Genomic DNA, 12,968 nt, shown 5'->3' on the forward strand with positions numbered 1-12,968 from the left:
GGAATGGAAGCACAAAGGGAAACAGATCGTGTCAATGCACTGCTCGAGTGCAGCCAGATGCTTTTCAGCCTGGTGGCGCCGCTGCGCGGCGGCGCGGGCGCGCCGCTTCCGGATGAGGATTTCCGCGACCGGATCCTGGCCGGGTTTGACGCCATGGAGCGCATGGCCTTTGAGCGGCAGATCGGCATGGTCATTCTCAAAGATGCCAAATATGCCCTGGCCGCCTTTGTCGACGAAGCCGTGATGACCAGTCCCTGGGCGAACCGCATGACTTGGATGAGCCGCCCCTTGCAGCTTGAGATGTTCGGCGATCATGTTGCCGGCGAGGGCTTTTTTGAGCGTCTCGCCCAGCTACGACAAGGCGGCGAGCCGAATCTTGACCTTATCGAGCTTTACTATGTTTGTCTGCAACTGGGCTTCGAGGGGATCTACAAGGTGCGTGGCCTGGAACAGCTGATGGCTTTGCAGGTGGATCTGCGCAGTCAGATCGAGGGATATCGCGGGGTGGCCGACCCACGTCTCGCGCCCCAGGGTGTGCCGCGCGAAGGGCTGTTCACCCGGGTGCGGCGCGAGGTTCCCTATTGGGTCGTGACGGTGGTCACGGTCGCGGTGATCTTTTTCGGCTATGTGGGTTATGCCTATACCATCAATCGCATGGCCGCGCACAGCGTCGTGCAGATGGAGGCAGAGGGCAGAACCGTGCAGCAGTTGGCCCTGGATCAGCGGCGAGGACCGGCAGTGGCCGAGGAGGTGGCGCCATGAAAAGTTTTCTGCTGTTGCTGCAAGGTTATCTGCTCGGCCGCACCGGAAGCCGGGTGGTCGGCGTGCTTTTGCTCATTTCCCTGGTCTGGTGGGCCGGTCCCTATGTGGGGCTGACCAATGAGACCCTGCGCCTGGGGATCATTGTTGCGATTCTGCTCCTGATCCTGCTGGCCTGGGCGGTACGTCTGTTGCTGGTGCGCCGGCGCGCGGGGCGTTTTCAGGCAGAACTTCAGGGGCAGAGCGGCGACGTGGAGGATGATCGTCGTTTCGAAATCGAAGAACTGCAAAAGAAAATGAATGACGCCGTCGCCACCCTCAAGGCGTCCGAGCTGGGGGTGAGTCATCGCGGCAGCGCCGCTCTTTACGCCTTGCCCTGGTTTATGATCATCGGTCCGTCAGCGGCCGGCAAAACCACCCTCTTGCGCCATTCCGGACTGCACTTTCCCTACGCCGAGGAAGGCGACATCGATATCCGCGGCTTTGGCGGAACGCGCAACTGCGACTGGTGGTTTTCCAACGAAGCCGTGCTGCTCGACACCGCCGGTCGTTACACCACCGAGCCCGGCGACCATGGGGAGTGGAAGGCATTTCTCGCACTGCTGCGCAAGCATCGTCGACGCATGCCTATCAACGGTGTGCTGGTGGCCATCAGCCTCGAAGATCTGCTGACCAGTGATCAGGCCGCAACCGCCCAACATGTCAAGATCATTCGCGATCGCATCGATGAACTGACCACCGACCTGGGCTGCCTGGTGCCGGTCTATCTGGTTATCACCAAATGCGACCTGCTGCATGGGTTCGTCTCCTTTTTTGAAGATCTCAGCGAGCATGATCGCAATCAGGTGTGGGGGGCCTGGCTCGGAGAAAATGCGAATCCCGAAACCCTGGTGGAGAATTTTCACAACCATCTTAAGGAACTCTATGAGCGTCTGTGCGCCATGCGCCTGCGCAAGCTCTCCATGCAGCGCCGCTTCGCCGCCAAGGCTCTGATCCATGAGTTTCCCGCCGAGTTTCAGGTTGCCGCGACGCGCCTCGGTGAATTCGCGCGTCTGCTCCTGAAGCCTAATCCTTACCAGGAAACACCGCGTTTCTGTGGTGTTTATCTGACCAGCGCGACTCAGGAGGGCACCCCCCTGCAGCGCATTCTCGGCAACCTGCGCCAGGCTTTCGGTTACGTCGAGGAAAACGCCCCGGCAAAGCCTGAAACGACGCGCAGTTATTTCATCAAGAAAGTTTTTCAGGACATCATTTTCGCCAATGCTCAAGCGGGTATGAAGACCCGACGGCGCGAACTGTTGGCGCGTCTGCTCAAATCAACCTGGGTGACGGCATCACTGGCTCTGATTGCAGGCAGTTTCATGGTGCTGAGCACTTCGCTGACCAGCAACACTCTGCTCGTGCAAAGGGGCAGCGCGGCGGCGGAGCAGGTCCGCGCTTCGCTGGTCGCCGCCGAGCCCCAACCACGAGAGGTGCTTGAGGCGCTGGATGCGTTGTTTGCCCACTATCGCGATCTGCGCGATTACGAACGCAAGCTTCCCTGGCACCTGGTACTAGGTGTCTATCAGGGAGGGGTGCAAATTGACCCCAGCCGTCGGCTGCTGCTCGAAGGGCTTGAGTTGAACTTCTTCCAGCCTGTGGCAAGAGCCCTTGAGTTTCGCCTGGAAAATCAGATTCGCCAATGGGAGACCTTTGACGAAAAGGGGCGGGAGAAGATTCGCCGGGATTTTTATGAAGATCTCAGAACCTATCTTATGCTGGCCCAGCCCGAGCACCTGGATACCGATGCGGCGCTGCCCCTGCTGACCAGAGTCTGGCGCGAGGAACTGACCCGCGGCCTGCCTCAGGACGCGGAGAAAAATTTCGTGTCTGATGAACGCCTGGGTGAGCTGGCGGCGTTCTTCCTTGCCCATCTGCATCAGCAGAACCCTGCGCAATGGGCCGTGGCTCCCTGGCCGGCGCGCGAGACCGTTGTCGAGCAGGCGCGCGAGCAATTGCGCACTCCGCCCAACGCCCAGCGCCTCTATGCGCAGATCATCGGCAAGGCCAAAACGCAGGTCAATCCGCGTACACTGGAAGATCTGATTCGCGGCTACGACTTCGGCCTGCTAAACAGCAGCTTCACGCTGCCGGGGGTTTTTACCGAGCGGGCATGGCGCGAATTCGTGCGGCCGGAAATCGCTCAGGCTGTACGCGCCGCCAGTCGCGGCGACTGGGTGATTGGCTTGCAACGCGATCCCGAGGTTGAGGAAGAAATTGAAATGAGGGCCCCGAACGGGGAGTACACCAATCCTGAACTGGCAACGCGTTTGGAGAAGGAAATTCGTCAGATCTATTTTGCCGATTACGCCGAAGCCTGGTTCGGACTGCTGGAGTCGGTACGCATCGCACCCTTTACCTCCCTGGAGGATGCCTCGCGCAAGATTCTGACCCTGGCGCGCAGCGACGGACCAATCGGCGAACTGATGCGGGTGGTTTCGCGCAATATCAATCTGGCGGACGGCGTAAATCCAGGGATTGAGGCTCTGGCCGCAGCCGTGGAGGATGAACAGCGCGCCACGCGCAACCTGGTTCCCGAACTTGATGGCCCCTTGCGCGATTTGCGTAAATTCTGCGATCCGGCCGACAAGATGACCGTCAGTCTGTTGGTGAACCAGTATCTGCTCGCCATCTCTGCCATGCAGGGCGAAATCGAGCGCCTTGGTGCTGCGGTGGATGTGCCGCGCGAAGCGGCCGGTTATGCCGCCAACATTCTCACCGGTGGCGGCGCGAGTTCCGAACTCTACAAAAGCTGGGTGTCAACCACCAGCCTGCTGGGCGGAATTGAAGCCCGCACCCGGCGGGTCGCCGGCAACCTGTTGATGGCTCCTTTGCGCCAGAGTTGGCAGGTGATTCTTGGCCAGACCCGTAAGGATCTTCAGCGCAGTTGGCGAAACAGCGTTTATGCGGCTTACGGGCAGAAGGTTGAGGGGCGTTTCCCCTTTTCCGCCCAAGGGCGCGATGCGGCGCTGGTCGATGTCACTGATTTCTTCCGGCCCGAGGACGGGGTTTTGTGGGACTTCGTCAACAACAATCTGGCTCCCTTTCTCACCCGGGAACGCAACGGCTGGCGCCAGAAAACCTGGCTGGATCAGGGGCCGGGCTTTAATCGCAACTTGCTGAGCGGCCTCGAGCGGGCCCAGCTTATCAGTGCAAGCCTCTTTCGGCGCGGGAGTGACGAGCCCGAAGTACAGTTCTACCTTTATCCCATGCCCAGCCGTGGCTTGAGCGAGATGTACCTGGAAAGCAATGGTCAGCATTACCGCTACCGCAACGAGCCTCAGGAGTGGCGCCAATTTCGCTGGCCTGGCGACATGGGGCGCCTGGGTGCCAGGATTCATGGGTTGACGGGCCTCGGTACCGGCCGCGCGGAGCTCGGCTTCGAAGGTGTCTGGGGGATCTTCCATTTGCTTGACAGGGCCGATCTGACAGTGGAGAGCGGCACCCATTATCTGAGTGTCTGGGATCTCGATGATGGCAACGGCAGACCGGTGACGGTTCAGTTCCGCATTCGCGCCGACCGGGAGAACAACATTTTCGAGCGCGGCTTGTTTTCAAAGTTGAATTTGCCTGAGAGCATTTTTTAGCAAGCGAAACAATGGCTCGCAGATCGAATCGGGAGAGACGGGATCAAGGCAGCTAATGTCTTTAAATTTTCGATTTTTTCTTATGGATTGTCATGTTCGGATTGTTCACGCGTAGCGCCAAAATATCCTCGACGGCGCGCAACCGCGACCAGCACGGCTGTTTCGGCAAAATGCCGATTCACCCTGATTTTATTCGCCACGGTGTGCGGGCGCGGGAGGTGGTGGGGCTCGAGAACTGGGTGCAGGAAGGTGTCGGGCTGTTTTCCCGCCGTGGTCCGGGCGGAGGAACTGAGCCCCTGGTTTCTTTTCCCCGGCATCATCTGGTCATGAACGGCGGCGAGCAGGACCGCACCTTGGTCGGCACCCTGAGCGCAAGTCGCGACCGCAGTGGCCGCGCTTATCCCTTTGTCGTTTTCAGTCTCGCCGATGCCTCCCTGTTCAGTGAGATGCAGGCGGCCGTGCCTCTGGCCTTCGATGAGTTTTTCCAGTGCAGCACCGAGATCCTAGCCGCACCTTGGAGCCAGGAGCCGGTATCGCTGCTTCTTGATCGTATCGACGGCCTGCCCACGCGCGACCTGAGCCTGACCCGGAGGCAGTTGCTCGAACGCCAGATTGCCCTGCTCGGTGACATTCCCATGGGCCGTTTCTGGGCCGAGGCTTTTCCCGGCCAGGCACCCTTGCGCCAAGGGCTGTTCGAGGCGCTTTTCAGTGCCCTGCGCAGCGCGGCGCGACGCGGACCCGGGCGCGTCACCTGGGGCTTGAGGCTGCCGCTGGGGAGTGGCGCAACTCTTTTGCCGACGGTGGTTTTTTGGGTGCAGATGGTGGAAGCGATTCTCGAGGAACGTCATTGGCGGGCGCATTATTTCTGGCATGGCGGTCATCATGAACAACCGGGTTGTCTGACGCTTTTTTTTCGGCCCTTGGCGGCGTCGCTCTTTTTGTGGCTGATGCCGGGCCATAAGGATGAGGCGGGTTTGTTCGACCTGCGCCGGGAAATGACTCAGCGCTCGGATGTGAGTTGCCCCCCGGAATTGGCGCGCATGCTGTGCGATGATGATGTCTCAATGCTCGATCTGCTTTATCGCGCCGGTCGCCGCGAGGTGTTGCTATGAGCGTACAGGCGACGGCCTCTACCCTGAGTGAATCTCCCCTGCTCGATGCGGTGCGCGCGCCTTTGCCCAACGGGGGTGAAGATCCGCGCTACAGCGATGAACTATTACAAGCCAAGCGCGAAATCGACAAACTCAAAAAAAACAATTACACCCTGGCGCATAAGCTCTGTTGCGAACTGCTGGCCCGGCAGGGCAAGGATTTGAGGGTTGCGGGCTATCTGCTCATGGCTGCTCTGGGCCGCGATGGACTGCCCGGTCTGCTGGAAGCGGCCGAAGGCTACCGCTACCTGCTGGAACATTTCTGGGATGCATGTCACCCACGCAAGGACAGCCAACGTCTCGGTGCCTTGAGCTGGCTTAACGGCGCGCGGCTCGAATCCATGGCGCGGGACGCGGGACGCACGGCTACAGTCGAAGAGATGAACCAACTGCGGCGTTGCGTTGATGAGATCAACCGCCTGCTGCGTGCCCGCCTGGGCGATGAATCGCCCCAGTGGCGAACCCTGGACGGCTGGCTCAAAGCCAAACCGCCAACGCCCCAGATCGTATCCGCGTCGGTGCCGCAGGCCACTGAGGTTCCGGCGACGCCTTGCGCTCCCGTGCCCGAGGAGCCGGCGCCGCAACCCACGGCAAAAGAAGAACCGCTTGTCAGCTCGGAGCGCGAGGCTTTTGCTATGACCCGCACGCTGAGCAATTACTTCCGCGAACAGGGGAATTGGCGGCAAGCCCTGGCCTTCACCCGCGCCCTGCGCTGGGGTGCTTTGGTCTTGCCGCCTCACGAACAGGGCCGCACCCGGGTGCCGGCCCCGCGCGCCAGCGCCCTGAGCGCTCTGGAGAATCAGCGGCAGACCGGTGACCCTGCTGCGCTGCTGCAACTCTGCGAGGCTTTGTTTCTCGAACCAGGCGGCCAGTTCTGGCTTGACCTGCAATACCTGTCCCGGCAGGCGGCCAAGGCGTCCGGGCGTGACGATTTGCAGAATTTTATTGAAGATCAGACTCAGATCCTGCTGCGGCGTCTGCCCGCTCTGGTAGCCCTGTGTTTCGACGACGGGCGGCCTTTCGCCGATCCCGCCACCCGTGGCTGGCTTGAAGACCTGTGCGCCGAGGGTGAGCGGCAGCCCGAGGTCGCTGCCAGGGATGCGTGGGACGAGCAATTGGCGCTGGTACTCAAAACCGCCCGCGATCTGGCAGCGCAAAAAAAACTCAGTGACGCCTTGGATTTGTTGCGCGACCTGCCCGCCCAAACCGAAACCCGTCGTCTGCGCCTGCATCTGGCCCAGACCGCTCTCTGTCTGCAAGGCGGTCGTCCCGACGTGGCGCTGCACTTGGCCGAAGTTCTGGAAGAGCAGGTCGACGCCTTGCATGTGGTTCTCTGGGATCAGCCGCTGGCCCTCGAAATCTGGCGCCTCGCTCTGGATACCTTGCAACAATGCGTTCGTAAGGCTCCAACCGAAGAAAAGGCGGCCATGGAAATTAAAATTCACCGCCTGCGCGCCCAGATCTGCCGCACGGACCCCGCCGCCGCGGTCAAATGGTTGTAATTTATAAAGGTTTTGTCTGCCTTCATCAGATGTGATCCGTGTCCCATCAAGACTTTTGCGCTAACCAACAAGGAGACCCTCAATGGCCGACAGTTTTCAGAAAGAAATCCCCAAGGCGCGCGTCAACATCGCCCTCGACGTCGAAACCGGCGGCAATCGTAAAAAGGTCGAGTTGCCCTTGAAAATGCTGGTGGTGGGTGATTTCACCAATGGCAAAACCACCGGGCGCGTCGCCGAGCGTGAGCGCACCAACATCAACAAGAACAACTTCGAGGCGGTGCTGCGCAACATGGCTCCCGAGGCGCGCTTCGCGGTGCCCAACGAACTGACTCGCGACGGCGAGGAGATCGCCGTCAATCTCAAGTTCGATTCCATGAAGTCCTTTCATCCCGACCGGGTGGCCAATCAGATCCCTGAAATGCACAGCATGATGGCCATGCGCAACCTGCTCAAGGATCTCAAGGCCAACCTGCTGGATAATGCCGGCTTTCGCAAGGAACTCGAGAAAATCGTCAAGGATCAACCGGAGCTTGCCGCGCTTAAAGGGCAATTGGAAGAGATTCTCGGTCCCGTGCCCGCCGCCGGCGGCGAGTAAAAGGAGAGACAAAATCATGGCAATTCAGGAAAGCGCTCAGGCAAGAAACCTCGTCACTGAAGAAACCTTGGCACCCGGCGCCTATGAGCGGTTATGCAATCTGGTCGACATTGCGCCCCTTCAGGAAACGGTGGCGCTGGAAACCTTCGCCGACGCCGGCAAGCTGGCCGATATCACCCTCAACAAGCGCCTCACCGCCGCCATCCAGGTGTTTCTCGATCTGGCTGCGCGCAGTCACAATCGCGTCGAGCGCATCGACAAGACCCTGCTCGATTCCTATATCGCGCAGATCGACGAAACAATCAGCCGTCAACTTGATGCCGTTCTTCATCATGCGGAATTTCAGCGCATCGAGTCCTCATGGCGTGGCCTGCAGCATCTGGTCGAGCGCTGTGACTTTCGCGCCAATATCAAGCTCGAACTCCTTGACTGCCGCAAAGATGATCTGCGCGATGATTTCGAGGAGGCCCCCGAGACCGTGCAGACCGGCCTCTATCGCCACGTCTATGTCAACGAATACGACACGCCGGGCGGCCAGCCCATTTCGGCGATGATTGCCAATTACGAATTTGAGAACACGCCTCAGGACGTGGCGCTGCTCACCGATGTTTCGCGGGTGGCGGCCAGTGCCCACTGTCCTTTCATCAGTTCGGTGGGGGCGCGCTTTTTCGGTAAGGAGAGCATTGACGAACTGCCGAAAATCCACGATCTCGCCACCTACATGGAGCGTGCCGAGTATATCCGCTGGCAGTCTTTTCGCGAGTCCGAGGACTCACGCTACGTCGGCCTGGTGCTGCCGCGCTTCCTGCTGCGCCTGCCCTACGGCGCCGAGAGCAATCCGGTGCGTACGTTCAACTACGAGGAAAACGTGCGCGCCGAGCATCATGGCAACTACCTATGGGGTAACGCGGCCTTTGCCTTTGCCGCCAACGTCGCGCGCTCCTTTGCCGAAAACGGCTGGGCGGTGAATATCCGTGGCCCCGAATCGGGTGGCAAAGTCGAGAATCTGGCCATTCACAATTACGATGCCGGCCAGGGCTTGCAGAGCAAGATTCCCACGGAGATTCTCATCCCCGAAACCCGCGAGCTTGAATTCGCCAAGCTTGGCTTCATTCCCCTGAGCTACTACAAAAACAGCGACTATGCCTGTTTCTTCTCGGCGGATTCGGTGCAGAAGCCGGCCGAATATCATACCCCCGACGCGACGGCCAACGCGCGCATCAACGCGCGGCTGCCTTATATCTTTCTGGTGTCGCGTATTGCTCACTATCTTAAGGTGCTGCAGCGCGAAAACATCGGCACCACCAAGAGCCGCCAGACTCTGGAAAACGAACTCAACGGCTGGCTGCAGACCCTGGTGACCAAGATGAAGGACCCCGAACCCGATCTGCTCGCCACCCATCCCCTCAAGGATGGGCGTGTGGAGGTTGAAGAAATCGCCGAAAATCCCGGGTTTTTCAGTGTCAGCCTGTATATCATCCCCCATTTTCAGATCGAAGGGGTGGACGTACGCCTCAATCTGGTGGCGCAAATGCCGCGGGCGGAGAAGTAGGTGAATCGGTAAGGGTTCCGCAGCCCCGGCGTCAAGGGCTGCATGAACCTTCGCCGCGGAAGAGTAGCACCGAGAGTTTGCAATGTTTTTCAATTCCCGGAGATGGTCTTCGGGACATCAACCCAAGGAGGAAGAACAGAAAATGGCAATTCCGGCTTACATGTGGATCAAGGACGATCAGGGTGCGCAGATCGAGGGCCCCATCACCGTGCAGGGACGTGAGCAAAGTGTCGAAGTGCTTGGTTTCGATCATGAACTGCGCATCCCCACCGACAACGACACGGGCGCTCTCACCGGTACCCGCAAGCACGAGCCTTTTAAGTTCACCAAGGCTTTCGACAGCTCCTCGCCTTACATGTACAAGGCGTGCAGCAATGGTCAGACTCTCAACGAACTGCTGCTGCGCTGGTACCGCATCGATGACACCGGCACCGAGAAAGAGTACTTCCGTCACAAGCTCGAAGGGGTAAAGATCACCTCCATCAAGCCCACTATGCACAACGTCAAGGATCTGGACAAAGAACGCTATCCTCACCTCGAAGAGGTTTCGGTGCGCTATTCCAAGATCACTTGGACCTACGTCGACGGCAACATCGAGTTCAGCGACTCCTGGACCGAAGGCCGTTAGTCTTTTTATCTGACATGTTATGCCGGGGTGCACCATGGCACCTCGGCAGTTTTTTCCGCATACGGATTGTTTTATCTCCATGACTCTGGCTTTGTTCGATATTCTGACCGGCTCACCGCCGGCACAGGGCGTCAATAGCGCACGCGCAACCCTGGACAGTGTACAGCAGCATCTGCACCGGTTGTTCAACGCCCGGCGTGGTTCGCTGGTACATCTGCCTGATTACGGTCTGCCGGATCTGGGCGCGATTTATGAGAATCTGCCTTATTCGGTGGTCGATCTGGCGCAGCAGGTTCAGCACCTCATCGAGAGCTTCGAGCCGCGCTTGAGCGCGGTGCAGGTGCGCCAGCTCGGCACGGTGGGGGACGACCGGCGCATTCGTCTGGAGATCAGCGCCCGCCTTGATAGGCTGGGCGAAGTGGGGTTTCAGACGGTGTTTGAAAGCGCCGGTCTTGCTCAGGTCCGGGGCCGAACCGGTGGAGGCCGCCATGCGTGAATATTACGAAGCGGAGATGCGCCTGTTGCGCGAATCGGCGCGGGATTTCGCCAAGCTTTATCCCGAGCAGGCGGCGATGCTCAATATCGATGAGCTGCGTGACCGCGATCCCTACGTGGAGCGTCTGCTGGAAGGCATGGCCTACCTTTGCGCTCATGTGCGGCGGCGTCTTGACGACGACGTGCCCGAACTCTGCGAAGCTCTGCTCAATCAGCTCTGGCCTCATTTCCTGCGGCCCTTTCCCGCGGCCACCATCGTTGAATTTTCGACCCGTCCCGGACAATTGCAACAATCTCAGACATTGGCGCGCGGCGCCTTGCTGATGAGCGCCCCGGTGGGGACGGACAAGGTCATCTGCCGCTTCCGCACCACCAGCGAGGTGCATTTGCAGCCTCTGCACCTGAAGCGCGTGCATACCGAGGAAACCGCGCAGGGCGCGACGCTGTTGCGGCTGCACTTTCAACTTGACGCGGGCCTCGAGGCCGAGACCCTGAATCTCGAACGCATCAAGTTTTACCTTCATGCCGATGCCGCCCTGTCCCTCAAGCTCTATCATATGCTGGTCGCAGGGATGAGCCGCGCCGAGATCCGCTTTCCCGATCTGTCTGCCCAGCCCGCACAGAACCTCGGCGCGCAGGAATGTCTGGCGCCTTGTCATCTGGGGGGCGAGGATCTGCTGGTGCCGGGAGTCGGGCGCAGCTTTCTCGGCTACCATCTGCTGCAGGAATATTTCTGCTTCCGCGAAAAATACCTGTTCGTCGAATTGCGCCAGCTTGGCCGTGTACACTGGCCGCGCGGTTGTCAGAGCTTTGAAATTCAGCTGACTCTCGACGGTCAGCTGGAGCGCGAAGAGCGCCTGAGCCGCGAGCATCTGCGGCTGCATTGCGCACCAGCGATCAACCTGTTTGAGACGGCCGCCGAGCCGGTCCGCCTGACCCATCGACGCAGCGAGTATCGTCTGGTGCCCGACGCCGCTTCTATCGAAGGGGTCGAGCTTTACAGCCTAGATGAAGTCGTCGGCATCGATGCCGCAAGCGGCACGCGCCGTGCCTACCACCCCCTGCACAGCTTTCGTCACAAGGGTGGAGCGGGGCGTTTCTATCAATTGGCGCGGCGCGGTCAGGGAGGGGAAAGTCCCGCCCATTCCCTGGCGTTGGGCGGCATCGAGGATTTCAGCAGCGAGACGCTCTCCTGCGGGATCACCGCCTGCAACGGCGATCTGCCGCGCCGTCATCTGCAGGAGGGGGGCTTGAATCTCGCAACCAGCGACATGCCTTCCTTTCTGCGTTTTGCCAATCTGTTGCGTCCCGCCGCGCGGCTGCAGCCGCCCGGCCGTCGGGATTTTCGTCTGACCCTGTTGTCGCACCTGAGTCTCAATCTCGCCTCCCTGGATTCCCCCGAAGCCTTGCAGCATCTGTTGCGGCTCTACGACTGGAGCGGCCGGGAGCAGAACCAGCGGCGCATTGCGGGCATCTGCGAGCTGCAGGTGCAGGCCCGCAACCGCATTCGCCATGGGGGCCTGTTGCGCGGGATCGAGGTGCGCATCGGCGTGCGCGAAGATCATTTTCTCAGCCGTGGCGACGCTTACCTGTTCGGTGAGCTTCTGCACGTGTTCTTCAGCCGGTTTGCCTCGCTCAATGTGTTTGTGGAAACGGTGCTGGTGCTGCAACCCTCGGCTCAGGAGCTGCGATGGCAACCGCTGTTCGGCGACAACTCGCCGCTCTGATCCGCGAGCTGGAGGCCGAGGGTGCGTCGTTTGAATTCTTTCAGGCGGTGCGTCTGTTGGAAGTGGCCTCCAGCGTGCGCAGCGGCGCAGGCGAATGGCCGCAGGCCGCGGTGCGTCTGCGCGCGGCCCCGGAACTCTCGTTTCCCGCCGCCGATCTGCGCCGCGCCTATCTTGACGATGACGGAACGATGGTGCTGGAGGCCAATTTTCTCGGTCTCTACGGCGTCGATGCGCCACTGCCCGCCTATTTCTGGGAAAGCGTGGCGCGTGACGAGGAGGATGGGCAATGCCTGCGCGCCTTTCTCGATCTGTTCGGCAGCCGTCTGCATGAACTGCTGTATCTGGCCTGGAAAAAGACCCGCGCCCATCTGTTCGACGGCAACGGCACCAACCTGCTTGAGGATTATCTGCTCGCGCTGTCCGGCGCGCCCCTGGCTCAACGGCGCGATCTGGCCATGGCTTATGCCGGCGGATTTGGTCGGCGGGTAAAGGGGGGCGCGGCCCTTGCCGGCATACTGCATGAGCAGTTGCAGGTGCCGGCGCAAGTCGAAGAATTCGTGCCCTGCTGGGTGGAGGTCGGAGCGGTTTCTTCCCTCGGACGCCAGGGCATGACTCTGGGCGAGGATCTGGTTCTCGGCGAGCGTGTGCTCGATGTCGGCCGCAAGATCAATATCCTGCTCGGACCCCTGTCCGAGGCGCGGGCCCTGGAACTTTTCCCCGGGCGAAGCGGGGCTGGGGATTTCAGGGATCTGGTGGATGGCTATCTGGAGCCGACCCTTGAATATGACGTGATTTTTCTGGTGGAAGCAGAGGTTTCTGAGCGGAGCCTGGGACGCGACCCCATTCATCTCGGCTGGACGAGCTGCCTGGGGACACCGGTCGGGGATCGGCGCAGGATTCGTCTGGCGGGCAGTGCTTATGGAAGAGGATGAG

The 12,968-nt window shown here is 60.2% G+C and carries 10 protein-coding genes; all 10 read left to right on the top strand.

Going from position 1 to position 12,968, the window contains the following annotated elements; all coding sequences use genetic code 11:
- The first annotated feature begins 3 nt into the window (after positions 1-3).
- Positions 4-762, top strand: coding sequence for a type IVB secretion system protein IcmH/DotU (icmH, locus tag GFER_RS10125; protein WP_052446275.1), 759 nt, complete (start codon positions 4-6; stop codon positions 760-762).
- Positions 759-4,385, top strand: coding sequence for a type VI secretion system membrane subunit TssM (gene tssM, locus GFER_RS10130; protein ID WP_040099143.1), 3,627 nt, complete (start codon positions 759-761; stop codon positions 4,383-4,385). The genes icmH and tssM overlap by 4 nt, the downstream gene beginning before the upstream one ends.
- Before the next feature lie 92 nt (positions 4,386-4,477).
- Positions 4,478-5,497, top strand: a complete 1,020-nt coding sequence (gene tagF, locus GFER_RS10135; RefSeq protein ID WP_040099145.1) for a type VI secretion system-associated protein TagF — start codon at positions 4,478-4,480, stop codon at positions 5,495-5,497.
- Positions 5,494-7,038 (top strand): type VI secretion system protein TssA, encoded by a 1,545-nt coding sequence (gene tssA, locus GFER_RS10140; protein WP_040099146.1) that lies wholly within the window; start codon positions 5,494-5,496, stop codon positions 7,036-7,038. The genes tagF and tssA overlap by 4 nt, the downstream gene beginning before the upstream one ends.
- 82 nt (positions 7,039-7,120) lie before the next feature.
- Entirely contained in the window at positions 7,121-7,633 is a 513-nt protein-coding gene (gene tssB, locus GFER_RS10145; protein ID WP_040099147.1) for a type VI secretion system contractile sheath small subunit, read from the top strand.
- A gap of 16 nt (positions 7,634-7,649) precedes the next feature.
- Entirely contained in the window at positions 7,650-9,185 is a 1,536-nt protein-coding gene (gene tssC, locus GFER_RS10150) for a type VI secretion system contractile sheath large subunit (RefSeq protein ID WP_040099149.1), read from the top strand.
- A gap of 142 nt (positions 9,186-9,327) precedes the next feature.
- Positions 9,328-9,813, top strand: a complete 486-nt coding sequence (locus GFER_RS10155; protein ID WP_040099150.1) for an Hcp family type VI secretion system effector — start codon at positions 9,328-9,330, stop codon at positions 9,811-9,813.
- Between the two features lie 34 nt (positions 9,814-9,847).
- Positions 9,848-10,309, top strand: coding sequence for a type VI secretion system baseplate subunit TssE (gene tssE, locus GFER_RS10160; RefSeq protein ID WP_052446276.1), 462 nt, complete (start codon positions 9,848-9,850; stop codon positions 10,307-10,309).
- Positions 10,302-12,035: a type VI secretion system baseplate subunit TssF gene (gene tssF, locus GFER_RS10165; RefSeq protein ID WP_040099151.1), complete on the top strand. Its 1,734-nt coding sequence runs from the start codon at positions 10,302-10,304 to the stop codon at positions 12,033-12,035. Before tssE ends, tssF begins: the two co-directional genes overlap by 8 nt.
- Positions 11,999-12,967 carry a type VI secretion system baseplate subunit TssG gene (gene tssG / locus GFER_RS10170; protein ID WP_040099153.1) on the top strand — a complete coding sequence of 323 codons (969 nt, stop codon included), beginning with the start codon at positions 11,999-12,001 and terminating at the stop codon, positions 12,965-12,967. The genes tssF and tssG overlap by 37 nt, the downstream gene beginning before the upstream one ends.
- The last annotated feature ends 1 nt before the right edge of the window (position 12,968 follow it).

This window comes from Geoalkalibacter ferrihydriticus DSM 17813 (assembly GCF_000820505.1).
Taxonomy (GTDB): domain Bacteria; phylum Desulfobacterota; class Desulfuromonadia; order Desulfuromonadales; family Geoalkalibacteraceae; genus Geoalkalibacter; species Geoalkalibacter ferrihydriticus.

Coding starts and splice junctions, on each gene's coding strand:
- icmH (WP_052446275.1), top strand. CDS start 4: ATGGAAGCACAAAGGGAAACAGATCGTGTCAATGCACTGCTCGAGTGC.
- tssM (WP_040099143.1), top strand. CDS start 759: ATGAAAAGTTTTCTGCTGTTGCTGCAAGGTTATCTGCTCGGCCGCACC.
- tagF (WP_040099145.1), top strand. CDS start 4,478: ATGTTCGGATTGTTCACGCGTAGCGCCAAAATATCCTCGACGGCGCGC.
- tssA (WP_040099146.1), top strand. CDS start 5,494: ATGAGCGTACAGGCGACGGCCTCTACCCTGAGTGAATCTCCCCTGCTC.
- tssB (WP_040099147.1), top strand. CDS start 7,121: ATGGCCGACAGTTTTCAGAAAGAAATCCCCAAGGCGCGCGTCAACATC.
- tssC (WP_040099149.1), top strand. CDS start 7,650: ATGGCAATTCAGGAAAGCGCTCAGGCAAGAAACCTCGTCACTGAAGAA.
- GFER_RS10155 (WP_040099150.1), top strand. CDS start 9,328: ATGGCAATTCCGGCTTACATGTGGATCAAGGACGATCAGGGTGCGCAG.
- tssE (WP_052446276.1), top strand. CDS start 9,848: ATGGCACCTCGGCAGTTTTTTCCGCATACGGATTGTTTTATCTCCATG.
- tssF (WP_040099151.1), top strand. CDS start 10,302: ATGCGTGAATATTACGAAGCGGAGATGCGCCTGTTGCGCGAATCGGCG.
- tssG (WP_040099153.1), top strand. CDS start 11,999: ATGGCAACCGCTGTTCGGCGACAACTCGCCGCTCTGATCCGCGAGCTG.